Below are 16,886 nucleotides of genomic sequence, written 5' to 3'. Positions count from 1 at the left end.
TTATGTCACATCTGAAATATGGACCGAACCGTTTGGTTTCTCCTCGCGCCCGGCGTCATGCCCCGCTTTTTGCACGACGGCTGGTGCAGTTCCCGCTGCTGCTTGCGCTTGCAACGCAGGCCTTTGCCGCGCGGGCGGAACTCTATTTTAACCCGCGTTTTTTGGCTGACGATCCGGCGGCGGTAGCGGACCTCTCCAGTTTCGAAAAGGGACAGGAGGTACCGCCCGGCACCTATCGGGTCGATATCTACCTGAACAACGGCTTTATGACCACCCGCGACGTGACCTTTAAGGCCGGGGAAGAGGATCATCGGCTGGCGCCCTGTTTGACCCGCGGACAGCTGGCGAGTATGGGCGTCAATACTCCCGCCGTGTCGGGAATGGATGCGCTGGCCGCCGATGCCTGCGTACCGCTGACCACCATGATCAAAGAGTCCACCAGCCGCTTCGACGTCGGCCAGCAGCGCCTGTACCTGACCGTTCCCCAGGCCTTTATGGGCAACCGCGCGCGCGGCTATATTCCCCCTGAGCTCTGGGATGACGGAATTAACGCCGGGCTGCTGAACTACAACTTCACCGGCAACAACGTGCACAACGATATTGGCGGCAGCAGCAGCTATGCCTACCTGAATCTGCAAAGCGGCCTCAACCTCGGCGCCTGGCGCCTGCGCGATAACACCACCTGGAGCTACAGCAGCGGCGGCAGCTCATCGAGCAACGAGAATAAGTGGCAGCACGTTAACAGCTGGCTGGAGCGGGATATTGTCCCCCTTCGCTCGCGCCTGACGCTCGGCGACAGCTATACCAACGGCGACGTGTTCGACGGCATCAACTTCCGCGGCGCCCAGCTGGCCTCTGACGACAATATGCTGCCGGACAGCCAGAAAGGTTTCGCCCCGGTCATTCACGGGATTGCCCGCGGGACGGCGCAGGTCTCGATCAGGCAAAACGGCTACGAGATCTATCAGAGCACGGTGCCGCCCGGGCCGTTCACCATCAACGACCTCTATGCCGCAGGTAACGGTGGCGATCTGCAGGTCACCATCAAAGAGACCGACGGCACCCGCCAGGTCTTTACCGTGCCGTGGTCAACGGTGCCGGTGCTGCAGCGCGAGGGCCATTCGCGCTTCGCCCTGACGGCGGGGGAATATCGCAGCGGCAACGACCAGCAGGAGAAGCCGAAATTCTTCCAGGGGACGCTGCTGCACGGCCTGGCGGCGGGCTGGACGCTGTACGGCGGCTCCCAGCTGGCCGACCGCTACCGCGCCTTTAACCTCGGCGTAGGTAAAAACATGGGCGAGTTCGGCGCCGTGTCGCTGGACGTGACCCAGGCAAACGCCACCCTGCCGGACGACAGCAAGCATCAGGGGCAGTCGCTGCGTTTTCTCTATAACAAATCGCTTAACGAAATCGGCACCAATATTCAGCTGGTCGGCTACCGCTACTCCACGCGGGGCTATTACAGCTTTGCCGATACCACCTATAGCCGGATGAGCGGCTACGACGTCGAGACCCAGGACGGCGTTATCCAGGTGAAGCCCAAATTCACCGACTACTACAACCTCGCCTACAGCAAGCGCGGCAAGGTGCAGGTCAGCGTCACCCAGCAGCTGGGACGCACCGCCACGCTCTACCTGAGCGGCAGCCATCAAACCTACTGGTCAACCGGCAAAGCGGACCAGCAGCTGCAGGCCGGGCTGAACGCCGCAGTGGACGATATCAACTGGACGCTGAGCTACAGCCTGACCAAAAACGCCTGGCAGCAGGGGCGCGACCAGATGCTGGCGGTCAACGTCAACATTCCGTTCAGCCACTGGCTGCGCTCGGACAGCAAATCAGCGTGGCGCCACGCCAGCGCCAGCTACAGCATGTCGCACGATCTCGATGGCCGGATGACCAACCTCGCCGGGCTCTACGGCACGCTGCTGGAGGATAACAACCTGAGCTACAGCGTGCAGACCGGCTATGCCGGAGGCGGCGCCGGCAACAGCGGCGGCACGGGCTATACCGCGCTGAACTACCGCGGCGGCTACGGCAACGCCAACGTGGGCTACAGCCGCAGCGACGGCTTTAAGCAGCTCTACTACGGCGTCAGCGGCGGCGTGCTGGCCCATGCCAACGGCGTGACCTTAAGCCAGCCGCTGAACGACACGGTGGTCCTTATCAAAGCGCCCGGCGCGGAAAAAGTGAAGGTGGAAAACCAGACCGGCGTGCGCACCGACTGGCGCGGCTATGCGGTGCTGCCTTACGCCACCGAGTACAGGGAGAACCGGATCGCGCTGGATACCAACACCCTCGCCGACAACGTCGATCTTGACGACGCCGTGGTCAGCGTGGTGCCAACGCATGGCGCGATCGTGCGCGCCGACTTCAAGGCCCACGTCGGGATGAAGCTGCTGATGACCCTCACCCGCAACGGCAAGCCGGTGCCGTTCGGCGCCATGGTGACCTCGGCGAGTAATCAGAGCGGCAGCATTGTCGCCGATAACGGGCAGGTCTACCTGAGCGGGATGCCGCTGGCCGGTCAGGTACAGGTGAAGTGGGGAGACGGGCCGGATGCCGGCTGCGTGGCCGATTATCGCCTGCCGCCGGAGAGCCAGCAGCAGGCGCTCAGCCAGCTATCTGCCGTGTGCCGCTAAGGAAAGGATCATGATGACAAAATCGCTCTATTTGCTGATGGCCGTGCTGTCGCTTGCCGTGGCCAACGCTTTCGCCGCCGACAGCACGATCTCCATCAGCGGCTATGTTCGGGATAACGCCTGCGCGGTGGCGGGAGAATCAAAGGATTTTACCGTCGATCTGCTGGATAACGCCGCCAAACAGTTTCATGCCGTCGGCGCAACCACTCCCGTGGTGCCGTTTCGCATCGTCCTGTCGCCCTGCGGCAGTTCGGTTACCGCGGTAAAGGTTGGCTTCACCGGGGTGGCGGATAACAACAACACCAGCCTGTTAAAGCTGGACAGCGGCGCGTCGGCCGCGGCGGGGATGGGGGTGCAGATCCTCGATACTCAGCAGGCGATGCTGCCGCTGAACGCCGCTTCCTCGGCGATAGCCTGGACCACCCTGACGCCAGGGCAGACCAATATCCTGAACTTTTACGCCCGCCTGATGGCGACCCAGATCCCGGTCACCGCCGGACACGTTAATGCCACAGCGACCTTTACGCTGGAATTTCAGTAACCGGAGGCTGAGATGAAATGGACTCACCCAGGATGGCTGGTGGCCGGAGCGCTGCTCATGGCCGCCTTCTCGCTACAGGCCGCCGACGTCACCATCACCGTTAACGGCAAGGTGGTGGCAAAACCGTGCACGGTGTCGACCACGAACGCCACCGTCGACCTCGGCGATCTCTACACCTTCAGCCTGGTCTCGGCGGGGGCCGCTTCGGCCTGGCACAGCGTGGCGCTCGATTTAAGCAACTGCCCGGTGGGCACCTCGCGGGTGGTCGCCACCTTCAGCGGCACCGCGGACGGCACCGGCTATTACAAAAACCAGGGCACCGCCGGCAATATCCAGCTTGAGCTGCAGGACAGCGGCGGCACCACGCTGAACAACGGCGCCAATAAATCGGTGCAGGTCGATGACGCCACCCAGTCCGCCCATTTCCCGCTGCAGGTCAGAGCGCTGACGGTAAACGGCGGCGCCACCCAGGGAACCATTCAGGCGGTGATTAACGTCACCTACACCTACGCCTGAATCAGGAGAGTACGTTTATGAAAAAAATAGTCACCCTGCTGGCCGCGCTGGCGATGATGGGCTGGTCGATCAACGCCTGGTCCTTCGCCTGTAAAACCGCTAGCGGACAAACGATCCCCATCGGCGGCGGCAGCGCCAACGTCTACGTGAATCTCTCTCCCGCGGTGAGCGTCGGGCAAAACCTGGTGGTCGATCTGTCGACGCAGATTTTCTGCCATAACGACTATCCGCAGACCATCACCGACTACGTGACCCTGCAGCGCGGCTCCGCCTACGGCGGCGTGCTATCGAGCTTCTCCGGTACCGTAAAATACAACGGCAGCTCTTATCCGTTCCCGACCACCACGGAAACCTCGCGGGTGATTTACGACTCGACCACCGATAAGCCGTGGCCAGCCGTGCTCTACCTGACGCCGGTCAGCACCGCCGGCGGGATCGCCATTACCTCCGGCTCGCTTATCGCCGTGCTGATCCTCCATCAGACCAACAACTACAACAGCGATTCCTACCAGTTTGTCTGGAACATTTATGCCAATAACGACGTGGTGGTCCCGACCGGCGGCTGCGACGTCTCCGCCCGCGACGTGACGGTGACGCTGCCGGACTACCCCGGCTCGATGGCCGTCCCGCTGACGGTGCACTGCGCGCAGAACCAGTCGCTGGGCTACTACCTGTCGGGCACCACCACCGGCTCCGGCAACGCGATTTTCACCAATACCGCCTCCGCCTCGCCGGCGCAGGGGATCGGCGTGCAGCTAACCCGCGGCGGTACGGCGGTGGCCGCCAACAGCCCGGTATCGCTGGGTACGGTCGGAACGTCGCCGGTTAGCCTTGGGCTGACGGCAGAGTATGCGCGCACCAGCGGGCAGGTCACCGCCGGCAACGTGCAGTCAATTATTGGGGTGACGTTTGTCTACCAGTAAGGCGCCGATCCCGCCGCCCGCCCCAGCGGTGGACTGCATCCTCTCGCCGTGTTCGATGGCCGCGGAAGGACTGTCTTCGATGCTCGGCGCGGGAGGGCGGCGGCCAACGTTTTTATCTCCTCAGGCTCATGACGCGCCGTCGCTTCCCGACCCGGCGACCATCAGGCGGATCGTGGTGTTTCTGCCCGACGATCCCTTCTGGCTGCTGTTTACCCTGCGCCAGGCAGCGTTGCTGCTCGACCGTAGCGCCAGCGCGCTGCCGATGCTGATCCTCAGCCGCAGCCCCGCCGGCTGGCTGTGGCAAACGCTGCTGTATCTGGTGGGCAGCCGGCGCCGCCTTGCCGCCGTCAAAACCGTCGCCTCCGACCTGCCCTGCCGGCAGCTGGCCTCGCTGCTGGGCCAGGCTGCGCCGGACTACCCTTCGCTGGAGACGCTGGCCTGTGAAGAGTCGGCCGCGCGCGGCATTCCCCCGACGGGCCTGAGCAAACCCGAATTCAACGCCGCGCTGGACTGGCTGCGCGGATACAGCATCACTCGCCAGGCCGAGCTGCGGGGCGTTAGCCATAAAACCCTTTATAACCAGAGATTGTCAGGACTGAAAAAGATGGTGGAACATCATCCGCATCTCGCCACCCGCTTCCCCGGAAGCCAGGCAAAAGGGCACAAAGCGCAGGCTTTCGCCACGCTTTCGGCGTTTGAGCGCGAGTTCGTGCACGCGATCCACTGTCGGCAGGTGTTTCCGGTGTTCCAGCCCATTACCGATGGCCGGCTGATGCTCAAGGGGATCGAGGTGCTGTCGCGCTGGCGACGCAACGGCAATGTGCTGCTGCCCGGCGAGTTTCTGCCGCAGGTGCGTGCGGAATATGCGTGGCTGCTGCTAACGGCCTTTGCGCTGCGGGAAGCCGTACAGGGGATCAACCAGCATAGCGGCGAATACTACTTCTCGGTGAACGTCCCGCCGGTCATCGCCGGTCATGACAATCTCATCCGCATGATGGAAGCGGCCCGCCAGCAGCTGCTTGAACCACGCTGGGCGGAGAGGCTGGTACTGGAATTTGCCGAAACCGTCGATCTCAACCGTCAGGGCAAGATCGGCAACAATATCGTGAAATTACAGCAGCAGGGCTTTCGTATTATGCTCGACGACTGCTTTTCACAAAGCAGCGTGATGTTTCCGGTCCGCGCGGTGCGCTTTAGCGAGTACAAGCTCGACATGAGCATCGTGAATGATTTCCAGCACGACGCCCACGCGCTGGCGCTGGTAAAAAGCCTGATCTACTACTGCCAGCTGACCGGAAGCCGCTGCATTGCCGAGGGGGTGGATAGCCTGGAAAAGCTGAATATGCTGAAGGCGCTGGGGATCGACAGGTTTCAGGGCTATCTGATCTCCCCCCCGGTCAATCGCGAAAACCTCGAAGATCTTATTCAACGCTTTTCACCGGGGCGATATGCCACGCCCGTTGCCGGGTAACGCGCGCTTCTTACTGAAATCACGGCGGTTTATGCCGGCTCCCACCCTCCACTCTCCTGCATCCCGGCAGGGGGGGCGCTCTTTTTCGGAATATGCCTGGTTCCCTTTCCTTGACAAAAATTGAACAATTTTACACAAACTCACATTTGTTCATTTTTCACATTGCAAGGATGCCAATGAACCGCGAAGCCATTATTTGCAAAGCGATCGCCTCAGCTATAGGCCTGTTTTTTCTGCTGCCGGCCCACGCCGCGGGCCCTGACGATCAGTTTATTATTCAGCAGCAGCGTCAGAAGGCGCTGGAACAGCAGCTGACGCCGCCGACGCCGGACGTGCGCCTTTCTGAGCCCTCTTCCAGCTTCGGGCGTATCCCTTTTCCGACGGAAACCCCCTGTTTTCCCATCCACCGCGTGGCGCTGAGCGGCCAGCAGGCGCTCCCCCGCTGGCTGCCGCTGCAGCGCATCGCCGACCAGGCCCAGGGGCGCTGTCTCGGAGGGAAAGGGATTAACCTGCTGATGAGCACCCTGCAAAACCGGCTGGTCGACGGCGGCTGGATCACCACCCGTGTGCTGGCGCCCTCCCAGGATTTGAAAAGCGGCACCCTGAAGCTGACTATTGTGCCGGGCTACGTGCGCCACGTGCGGCTGACGGATCGGAGCGACGACTATATCCGGCTGTATAGCGCCTTTCCGGCCCATGAGGGCAATTTGCTCGACCTGCGCGATATCGAACAGGGGCTGGAAAATCTCCAGCGTCTGCCTACCGTCGAGGCCAGTATGGAAATTGTCCCCGGCGACAATCCCGGCGAGAGCGATATCGTTATTACGCGCAAACAGTCGAAGATGTGGCGTCTGGGGCTCTCGCTGGACGACTCGGGCACGGAAACCACCGGCCGCTATCAGGGCGGCGTGACGCTATCTCTGGACAACCCCTTCTCGCTAAGCGATTTACTCTATCTCTCCGCCAGCCACGATCTGAACGATAGCGGCGGCAAGAGCAGCCGCAACTACATTGCCCACTACTCGGTGCCTTACGGCTACTGGATGCTAGGGGTCACCGGCAGCGACTACGACTATCACCAGACGGTGGCAGGCCTCAACAGCGATTACCGCTACAGCGGCAAAAGTAAAAATCTCGACGTGCAGCTAAGCCGCGTTCTGCACCGCAGCGGTACGCAGAAAACGACCTTCACCTACGACGTTCTGGCCCGCGAAACCCGCAACTACATCGACGATACCGAAGTCGGCGTACAGCGTCGCCAGACGGCAGCCTGGCGCGTGGGGCTACAGCATCGCCACTATATCGGTCAGGCCACTCTCGACCTCGGCGCCAGCTACCAGCGCGGCACCCGCTGGTTTGGCGCGCGGCCCGCGCCGGAAGAGTACGTCGGCGATGCCACCGCGCTGAGCAAAATCACCCAGCTCAACGCCCAGCTCGACCTGCCTTTTACCCTTGGGACACAAAATTTCCGCTACAACGTGCAGTATCTACGCCAGATCAGCAACACCCCGCTGACGCCGCAGGATCAGTTCGCCATCGGCAACCGCTGGACGGTACGCGGATTCGACGGCGAGCGCACCCTCAGCGCCAGCCACGGCTGGTACGTCCGCAACGATCTGGCCTGGCGCACCCCGCTGGAGAGCCAGGAGCTCTATCTCGGTGCGGACTACGGTGAGGTCGGCGGCTACAGCTCTGATTACCTCATCGGCCAGCACCTGGCGGGCGGCGCGATCGGCGTTCGCGGCAGCGCCTTCAATACCGGCTATGACCTGTTCGCCGGAACGCCATTCTCGAAGCCGGATGGGTTCCACACCAGCGCCGTGACTCTTGGCTTCAACCTGAACTGGAGCTGGTGATGCGCGTTGGACAATACGAGATTAAGGCGCCGCTGATCTTCGGCGGCGCTGACAACGAAGCCGAAGTGCTGGGGGCCAGCGTCTGGCTATGGATGCATTCGCCGATGCACCGGGATGCCCCGCTGCACGCCCTGCCCACGCTGCTGATGCCGATCATCAAGCGCCGTCAGTATGTGCTGGTTATCCAAAACGAGCGGCCGGTGTTTTTTCTCAGCTGGGCGTGGCTCAGCCGGGAGTCGGAAGCCCGCTACCTCACCCGTCCGGCGATTGAGATGCGCGAGACTGACTGGGACAGCGGCGACCGGATGTGGTTTTGCGACTGGATCGCGCCGTTCGGCCATACCGCCGCCATGAACGCCCTGATGCGCCAGGACATCTTTGCCGACCACTGCGCACGGGCGCTCTATCACCGGGGCGAGCAGCGCGGCAAGCGGGTGGTGACGTTCCACGGCCGCCGCGTCAGCCGCGAACAGGCCAGGGCCTGGCGGCGGACTCACCCGCTCGCCGTCAACCTGCCGGAAGCGTTTAAAGGACTAAACCATGAATAAGAACCTCTACCGTATTGTGTTCAACAAAGCGCGCGGCATGCTGATGGTGGTGGCGGACATCGCCCGATCCGGACGCGCCGGCTCCGCACGTTCTTCCGCGCCGGGACGCCTCCCGCGCCAGCTGCACGGCAAGGTCAGCGCCATCAGCCTCAGCCTGTGGCTGGCGATGGGCGTTATTCATCCGGCGCAGGCCAATATCGTCGCCGACGCCGGAGCGCCGAAAAACCAGCAGCCAACGGTGTTGCCGAGCGCCAACGGTACGCCGCAGGTCAATATTCAGACCCCGTCGGCCGCCGGGGTATCGCGCAATACCTACAGCCAGTTCGACGTCAACCAGCAGGGGGCGATCCTCAATAACTCGCATAAAAACGTGCAGACCCAGCTGGGCGGCATGGTGGCGGGGAACCCCTGGCTGGCGAAAGGGGAAGCGAAGGTCATTCTGAACGAGGTGAATTCGCGCGACCCCAGCCGGCTAAACGGGATGATAGAAGTAGCCGGGAAAAAGGCCCAGGTGGTGATCGCCAACCCGTCCGGCATTACCTGTAACGGCTGCGGCTTTATCAACGCCAACCGCGCCACCCTGACCACCGGCCAGGCGCAGATTAATAACGGCAATCTCACCGGCTATCAGGTCGAACGCGGCGAAGTGACCATCGAAGGCGCCGGGATGGAGAGCTCGGGGGCCGATTACACAGATATTATCGCCCGCTCGGTGAAGGTTAACGCCGGGCTGTGGGCGAAGGATCTGCAGGTCACCACCGGACGCAACCGGGTGGATGCCGCCCACCAGCGCATCGAAAAAACCGGCGACGATCCGGCAACGCGTCCGCAGCTGGCGGTGGATGTCGCCAGCCTCGGCGGCATGTACGCGGGTAAAATCCGCATGGTCGGCACGGAGAGCGGCGTCGGGGTGCGCAACGCCGGCGCCATTGGCGCCCAGGCCGGGAGCGTGAACCTGACCGCCGACGGCCGCATTGAAAACAGCGGCACGCTGCGCGCCAGCGAAAACGCCACCGTCCGTACCGCCGGCGAGTTCAGCAACGGCGGCGCGCTGACCGCCGGCCATAATGTGGACATTCAGGCGGCCAGCCTCACCAGTAGCCGCGGCAGCGTGATGGCCGCCGGAGTACAAAATGACGGTAAGCTGGCGGAGAGCGGCGACCTGCGGCTGCACGCCGATGGCCAGCTGAGCGTCCACGGCCAGACGCTGGCCGGCGGAAACCTGCACGCCAGCGGCCAGGGGGTGGACGTCAGCGGCAGCCGGACCCAGGGCCAACGGGTCGAGCTGGACAGCGGCGCGGGCCACCTGCTCACCCAAAATGCCGAGGTCAACGCCCGGGATCTGACCCTGCGCAGCGGCCAAACGCTCAACAACGACGGCGGCACGCTCAGCGCCGACGCGATAACGCTCTCCGCCCGGCATCTTTCGAACCGCAAAGGCAAGCTGGTGCAGACCGGCGGCGGCACCCTGGCGGTCAATCTGCCTGGCGATATCGATAACCGGGAGGGGGAGATTGCCGCCAACGGCGATATTCAGCTCGCGGCGCACTCCGTCGATAACCAGGGCGGGAAAGTGCTGGCGGCGCAGGGCGGCAGCCTGACGGCACACGCCGGGACGACGCTGGATAACCGCAAAGGCACCCTCGCCGCGGCGGGCGATACCCGGCTCGACGCCAGCATTCTCAATAATAACGAGGGGCTGATTTCCGCCGCCACCGGCAGCGGCGAGATCCGCAGTACGCAGGCGGTCAGCAACGGCAAAGGGCGCATCGAAGCGGCCAAAACGCAGATCATCAGCGCCGCCGGGCTGGATAACCAGCAGGGGGTTATCGTCGCCGACGGGGCCACGCTGGCGCTCGCCGACGGCACCTTCAACAACCAGTCCGGATCGCTGTATTCGCACGGCGCGCTGGCTATTTATAGCGGCGCGCTCAATAACCAGTCCGGCTACCTCGCCAGCGGCGGCACGCTCACCTTCAAAGGGGGCGATGTTGATAACCGTGCCGGTCAGTTCGCAGCGGAGCAGGCCCTGAACGCCAGCTTCAGCGCCTTCCAGAACCACGAGGGCAGCCTGAAGGCGCTGGGCGCGATGACGCTGAACGGCGGCACGCTGGACAACGCTCGCGGGATCGTCGGCGCAGGCGGCGCGCTCGACGTTGGCGTCACCAGCCTCGACAACCGCCAGGGCACCCTGTTCAGCAACGCGGATGCCCTGCTCCACGCCGACCGGCTGGACAACCAGGGCGGCCAGCTGGCGGCGCAGCGGACGCTGAGCGTTAACGGCGGGCAGCTGGTCAACGATAGCGGCGGCCTGATCCAGAGCGGCGAGGGCCTGACGCTCGCCGCCGACGATATCAGCAACCGCAGCGGCAGCATCATCAGCAGCGCAGCCGCCACCCTGCGCAGCCGGCACCTGCACAACGGCGGGGGAGAGATCCAGAGCGTCGGCGATCTGCTGATCGATAGCGCCCGCGGCATCGTGGACAATATTTCCGGGCTGATGCGCAGCGGCGCGACGCTAACGCTCACGGCCGCCAGGCTTATCAACCAGAATACCCTCGGCGACAATCAGGGGCTGGAGGCGCAGAACATCGCCCTGGCAACCGAGACGATCGATAACCAGAGCGGGATGATCCTGGCCGATAAATCGCTGACGGTACGCAACGGCGGCGAGCTCAACAACCGCAGCGGCGGGCTGGCGGCCTCCGGGACGGTGGATATTCGCGGCGACGGGCTGGCGCTGCTAAACCAGGGCGGCACGGTGAAAGCCGGCGAGATGCTGCGCATCGACGCGGAAAGCCTCGACGGCGGCGGCCAGCTGCTGTCGCTCGGCGATATGGCGCTGAGCAGCCGCCAGTCGCTGAATAACAGCGGGACGATGGTGGCCAACGGCAGCTTCACGCTCATCTCTGCGGGGGATATCACCAACGGCGGTAAGCTGCTGGCGGGCAGCAGGCTCGACCTCACCAGCCGCAGCCTGAACAACGAGACCAGCGGCGAAATTAACGCCGGGCAAAACACGCTTAACGTCAGCGACACGCTGTTCAACGCCGGGCTGATCGACGGCGGCTATACGCGGATTAACGCCGGAACCCTCACCAACAGCGGCAGCGGGCGCATCTACGGCAACGCCGTTGGCGTCAACGCCGTCACCTTCAACAACCTGGCGGAAAACGGCACGGCGGCGACCCTTGCCGGGCGCGAGCGCGTCGACCTCGGGGTGCAGACCCTGAACAACCGCGACCACGGGCTGATCTACAGCGGCGGCGATCTGCTGATTGGCGGCGCGCTGGGGGATAACGGCGCCGCGATCGGCCGGGCGGGAACGATCGATAACCACAGCGCGACGATCGAGTCCGCCGGGGATATGACGATCGCCGCCGGGCAGATCAACAACATCAACGATCGCTTCACCACCGGGATCGTCACCGTTGCTCAGGAGCAGGTGACCGAATATCAGCACACCGGCTCCCCCAACCGCTGGAACGCCGCGGACGACGGCGTGTTTGTCGACAGGAACTCCGCCGATGGCCTGCGCAATCTGAATACCCCGGACGACACCGGCAGTAATAACGATAGCTTCAACCAGTTCGACTATACCCGCACGGTGGAAGAGACGCGGGTCCTCGAATCCGACCCGGCGAAGATCCTCGCCGGCGGCAATATAACGCTCACCGGCGACCGCCTGCTGAACGATAAGAGCCAGGTCATCGCCGGCGGTACCCTGGCGATCGCCGGCCTGCAGGAGGTGAAAAACGACGCCGTAACGGGCGAGCGGCGAACCACCGACGTCGGTACCGCCACCCACTACTACCGCATTCGCCACAAAGGGGGCGACGAGCAGGGCCGCGACCGTACCGCATATACGCCGCCGACCGAAATTCAGAGCATTTCCCTGAAGCCGGGGCAGCTTATCAGCGGCGGCAGCGTCGAGGGCACGCCGCTCATCATCGCGCCGCTGACCCCGCAGGGCACGGCGGCGGCGATCGGCGTGGCGGGCGCCGTCGCCGGTCAGCACACCGTTTCGCCCGGCGAGCCGGTCACGCCGCCGGCGGGCCAGCAGTTTGAGGTCACGCCCGCGGAAGGGGCGATTCGCATCGTCGGCCCGAATACCACTCTGCCGGATAACAGCCTGTTTACGGTCAACCCCGCCAGCGACGTGCCGTATCTGGTGGAGACCGATCCGCGCTTCACCAACCAGAAGCAGTGGCTCGGCAGCGACTACATGCAGCAGGCGCTGGCCGGCAATGGCGACACGACGCTGAAACGGCTGGGAGACGGCTACTATGAGCAGCGGCTGATCCGCGAGCAGGTGATCGCCCTGACCGGCCAGCGCTACCTTGACGGCTATACCAGCGACGAAGAGCAGTTTAAAGCCTTGATGGATCAGGGTATTACCTTCGGCAAACAGTACGCGCTGAAGAGCGGCGTGGCGCTGACCCCCGAGCAGATGGCGCTGCTGACCGGGGATATCGTCTGGCTGGTGAACACCACGGTGAAGATGCCGGACGGCTCGCTGCAGAGCGTGCTGGTGCCGCAGGTCTACGCCAAAGTTAAACCGGGCGACATCGACGGCTCCGGCGCGCTGCTCGCCGGGAATAACGTCAGCATCAGGCTCAACGGCGATCTCTTCAACAGCGGCACCCTTAACGGCCGCCGCGTCCTGCAGCTTGACGCCGACAATATCACCAACCGGGCGGGCACCCTGACCGGCGACGACGTGCGCCTGAGCGCCCGCAACGATATCAATAACATCGGCGGCATCATCCAGGGCGACAGCAGCCTGCAGGCGGTGGCCGGACGGGACATCAACGCCACCACCACCCTCGCCGACGCGCAGAGCGTCAGCGGCGATAACCGCTTCAGCCGCACCACCATCGACAGCGTCTCCGGCATTTATGTCCAGGGCGATGACGGCAGTCTGACGCTGCACTCCGGCCGCGATATCACCCTCAGCGGCGCGCAGGTGGTCGCCAGCGGCGAACGCGGCGAAGTCCAGCTGGTCGCCGGGCGCGATATCCAGCTCAACGACGTCACCACCGCCTGGCGCGATAGTCTGGTGTGGGATGCCGACAACGCCCTCAGCCAGAGCCAGAGCAGCAGCACCGGCAGCGAAGTGACCGGCAAAGGCAGCGTCACGCTGAGCGCCGGGCACGACCTCAGCGCCCGCGGCGCCCTCCTCTCCTCCGGCGCAGCGCTGAACCTCGGCGCAGGCAATAACCTCACCCTCGAGGCGGGCGAAAACAGCCAGGCGCTGGACGAGCGCCACAAGGTCACCGGCAGCAGCGGCTGGCTGTCCAAAACCACCACCCGCACCGAGGACAGCGTGTCGCGGCAGACGGCCCAGGGCAGCGAGCTGAACGGCGACAGCGTCAGCATCACCGCCGGCAACGACCTCACCGTGCGCGGCAGCAGCGTGGCCGGCAGCGGCGACGTGGCGCTGTTGGCGGGCAACAATCTGCGGATCGACACCCAGGATGAGTACAACAGCGAGCAGCACCTGAAGCAGGAGAAAAAATCGGGGCTGATGAGCTCCGGCGGGATCGGCTTCAGCTACGGCACCCAGAGCGTGAAAACCACCGATACCGGGGCGGATGTTACCCGGGCAGGCAGCACCGTCGGCAGCGTGAACGGCGACCTGACCCTGCGCGCGGGCGACAACCTGACGGTCAACGGCTCCGATCTGATCGCCGGCCAGGACATGGCCCTGAGCGGCAAAAACGTCGCCATTACCGCCGCCGAAAACCAGAGCCGGCAGACCCACGTGGTCGAACAGAAAACCTCCGGCCTGACCCTGGCCCTCTCCGGCACGGCGGGCAGCGCCCTCAACAGCGTTGTTCAGGCCACCCAGGACGCCAAATCCGCCGGCAGCAGCCGCCTGCAGGCCCTGCAGGGCGTGAAGGCGGCCCTCTCCGGCGTGCAGGCCGGTCAGGCCGCCCGTCTGGATGCGGCGCAGGGCAACGATCCGACCAACAACAATACCGTTGGCGTCAGCCTCTCTTACGGCAGCCAGTCGTCGAAATCGACCCGGCGCAGCGAGCAGACCACCGCCCAGGGCAGCAGCCTGACGGCGGGGCGCGACCTCAGCATCACCGCCCGCGAAGGCGATCTGAGCGCGGTCGGCAGCCAGCTGAAGGCGGGCAACAACGTGGCCCTCTCCGCCAGCCGCGACCTGAACCTGGTCTCTGCTGAAAACACCTCGCTGCTTGAAGGCAAAAACGAAAGCAAAGGTGGCACGGTCGGCGTCGGGATTGGCGTGGGCTCCGGCGGCTGGGGGATCAGCGTCTCCGCCAGCGCCAACAAGGGCAAAGGCAGCGAAAGCGGCAACGGCACCACCCACAGCGAAACCACCGTCGATGCCGGCAACAATCTGATCCTCAACAGCGGGCGCGACACCACCCTTACCGGCGCCCAGGTCAGCGGCGACACGGTTATCGCCGATATCGGCCGCAACCTGACCCTCACCTCTGAGCAGGACAGCGACCGCTACGACTCAAAACAGCAGAACGCCAGCGCCGGGGGCAGCTTCACCTTCGGCTCCATGAGCGGCTCCGCCAGCGTCAACCTCAGCAAGGACAAGATGCACAGCAACTACGATTCCGTGGTGGAGCAGACGGGCATCTTTGCCGGCAAAGGCGGCTATGACATCACCGTCGGCGAGCATACGCAGCTGGATGGCGCGGTGATTGGCAGCACTGCCACCGTAGATAAAAACCGCCTCGACACCGGCACGCTGGGCTGGGGCGATATCGACAACCGCGCCGATTTTAAAACCGAGCACCAGAGCGTCGGCTTCAGCAGCGGCGGCAGCATCGGCAGCCAGTTTGCCGGGAACATGGCCAACGGCCTGCTGTCCGGCGGGAACAACGAGGGCCACGACAGCAGCACCACCCACGCGGCGGTCAGCGATGGTACGCTAATTGTCCGCGACCAGGGCCAGCAGACCCAGAACGTGGCGAACCTCAGCCGCGACGTGGAGCATGCCAACCAGACCCTGTCACCGATATTCGATAAGGAGAAGGAGCAGCAGCGCCTGCAGCAGACCCAGCTGATCGGCGAGATTGGCAACCAGGTGGCGGGTATTGCGCGCACCGAGGGACAGATTAACGCCATCAACGCAGGCAAGGCCGAGCTGGCGAAGGAAAAGATCAACGAGCCGGAGAAAGGCGCCAGCAAGGAGGCCTGGGAGAAATATAACGCTCAGCTGGCCGCCACCGACGGCTATAAGGCCGCGCAGCAGCAATGGGGTACCGGCAGCAGCGTCCAGCAGGCGATTCAGGCGGCGACCGCCGCCGTGCAGGGGCTGGCGGGCAGCGACCTGAAGGCGGCGCTGGCCGGCGGCGCGGCGCCGTATGTGGCGGAGGTTATCGGCCACTACAGCAATCTGGACGATGCGGGCAAGGTCGCCGCGCATGCGGTAGTCAACGCCGCCCTTGCCGCCGCGCAGAACCAGAACGCCCTCGCCGGTGCCGCTGGCGCTGCAACCGGCGAACTGATCGGCATCATCGCCACGCAGATGTACGGCAAAACGGTCAGCGAACTGGACGAAACTCAGAAACAGACCATCTCGACCCTGGCAACGCTGGCGGCGGGACTGGCGGGTGGGCTGGCCGGTGACAGCAGCACCTCTGCGGTTTCCGGCGCGCAGGCCGGAAAGACGACGGTTGAGAATAACGCACTGACTGCTGGTTCAGATCTTGGTTTTTGGTTAGGGAAGACACCGGATTGTGACACAACCTGTAAAGCGAATATCACAGAAGGAGTAGCGAAAGGTAACTTGATAGTCGCTGCGGGTGAAGTAACCATAGTTGCAGCAACTGCGGAAGTGGCTGTATTGGCAAGGACTGCGCTTGCTGGTTGTAAATTAGCTCCTATAGTTTGTCTAAATGATGCTGGTATAGCTACAGCAGAAGCGCTGGTTCCAGGTGGCGTTGGAGCCGGTGGTGCGATAGGGATTGGTAAAACGGCATCAGAAGCGGCGGCTGCGAAAGCCGAAGCTATGGCAGCTAATTCGGTGAAAAACTCCGGAAATGGTACAGTCATAAATTCGATTAAAAATACAGCAGAAACACAATCTAGTGTCGAGCAGAAATTAGCTAACTATTTGTTGGATAAACAACATCCTGTCGGAGGAAGTAAGGCTGAGTGGTTCGATAGTGCTCTTGGTTTTAACAAAACAAACTCGAGCGAGCTTTCAAAACAAATAGTTTTCGATCCTGCTAAAGCCGTTAAAACAACGGAAACGCAGTTTGGTATTAAATACGATCAGGTAATACCAATAACTGGTACGAATGGTAGAACTATTAACGTAAAATTTGGTTGGATTAAGAATAATGACGGAGTAGTTAGACTTGTAACTGCTATCCCAGCTAAGAAATAAATACTGGTATTT

8 protein-coding genes are annotated in these 16,886 nt (G+C 63.2%); all 8 read left to right on the top strand.

What is annotated here, in order from left to right; all coding sequences use genetic code 11:
- Positions 1-2 precede the first annotated feature (2 nt).
- The 8 genes from QFI97_RS05920 to QFI97_RS05885 all read left to right on the top strand — a co-directional run bounded on the left by QFI97_RS05920 (position 3) and on the right by QFI97_RS05885 (position 16,874).
- Positions 3-2,639: a fimbrial biogenesis usher protein gene (locus QFI97_RS05920; RefSeq protein ID WP_346430722.1), complete on the top strand. Its 2,637-nt coding sequence runs from the start codon at positions 3-5 to the stop codon at positions 2,637-2,639.
- Between the two features lie 13 nt (positions 2,640-2,652).
- Positions 2,653-3,180, top strand: coding sequence for a type 1 fimbrial adaptor subunit FimF (gene fimF, locus QFI97_RS05915; protein WP_346430858.1), 528 nt, complete (start codon positions 2,653-2,655; stop codon positions 3,178-3,180).
- Positions 3,181-3,192: 12 nt separating this feature from the next.
- Positions 3,193-3,696 carry a type 1 fimbrial minor subunit FimG gene (fimG, locus tag QFI97_RS05910; protein ID WP_095099034.1) on the top strand — a complete coding sequence of 168 codons (504 nt, stop codon included), beginning with the start codon at positions 3,193-3,195 and terminating at the stop codon, positions 3,694-3,696.
- A 17-nt stretch (positions 3,697-3,713) separates the two neighbouring features.
- Positions 3,714-4,619, top strand: coding sequence for a fimbrial protein (locus QFI97_RS05905; protein WP_095099037.1), 906 nt, complete (start codon positions 3,714-3,716; stop codon positions 4,617-4,619).
- A gap of 28 nt (positions 4,620-4,647) precedes the next feature.
- A complete protein-coding gene (locus QFI97_RS05900) occupies positions 4,648-6,090 on the top strand; it encodes an EAL domain-containing protein (protein ID WP_499843338.1) in 1,443 nt (480 codons plus the stop codon).
- A gap of 176 nt (positions 6,091-6,266) precedes the next feature.
- Positions 6,267-7,946 (top strand): ShlB/FhaC/HecB family hemolysin secretion/activation protein, encoded by a 1,680-nt coding sequence (locus QFI97_RS05895; RefSeq protein ID WP_346430721.1) that lies wholly within the window; start codon positions 6,267-6,269, stop codon positions 7,944-7,946.
- The gene (locus QFI97_RS05890; protein WP_095099046.1) at positions 7,946-8,494 is read left to right on the top strand and encodes a toxin-activating lysine-acyltransferase; all 549 of its coding nucleotides are present in this window, start codon (positions 7,946-7,948) and stop codon (positions 8,492-8,494) included. Before QFI97_RS05895 ends, QFI97_RS05890 begins: the two co-directional genes overlap by 1 nt.
- Positions 8,487-16,874 (top strand): hemagglutinin repeat-containing protein, encoded by an 8,388-nt coding sequence (locus tag QFI97_RS05885; RefSeq protein WP_346430720.1) that lies wholly within the window; start codon positions 8,487-8,489, stop codon positions 16,872-16,874. Before QFI97_RS05890 ends, QFI97_RS05885 begins: the two co-directional genes overlap by 8 nt.
- The last annotated feature ends 12 nt before the right edge of the window (positions 16,875-16,886 follow it).

Origin of the sequence: Klebsiella scottii, from assembly GCF_036561945.1 — a bacterium.
Taxonomy (GTDB): domain Bacteria; phylum Pseudomonadota; class Gammaproteobacteria; order Enterobacterales; family Enterobacteriaceae; genus Klebsiella; species Klebsiella scottii.
This window is presented reverse-complemented; position numbering and strand designations above follow the sequence as displayed.

Coding starts and splice junctions, on each gene's coding strand:
- QFI97_RS05890 (WP_095099046.1), top strand. CDS start 7,946: ATGCGCGTTGGACAATACGAGATTAAGGCGCCGCTGATCTTCGGCGGC.
- fimF (WP_346430858.1), top strand. CDS start 2,653: ATGACAAAATCGCTCTATTTGCTGATGGCCGTGCTGTCGCTTGCCGTG.
- QFI97_RS05885 (WP_346430720.1), top strand. CDS start 8,487: ATGAATAAGAACCTCTACCGTATTGTGTTCAACAAAGCGCGCGGCATG.
- QFI97_RS05905 (WP_095099037.1), top strand. CDS start 3,714: ATGAAAAAAATAGTCACCCTGCTGGCCGCGCTGGCGATGATGGGCTGG.
- fimG (WP_095099034.1), top strand. CDS start 3,193: ATGAAATGGACTCACCCAGGATGGCTGGTGGCCGGAGCGCTGCTCATG.
- QFI97_RS05920 (WP_346430722.1), top strand. CDS start 3: ATGTCACATCTGAAATATGGACCGAACCGTTTGGTTTCTCCTCGCGCC.
- QFI97_RS05895 (WP_346430721.1), top strand. CDS start 6,267: ATGAACCGCGAAGCCATTATTTGCAAAGCGATCGCCTCAGCTATAGGC.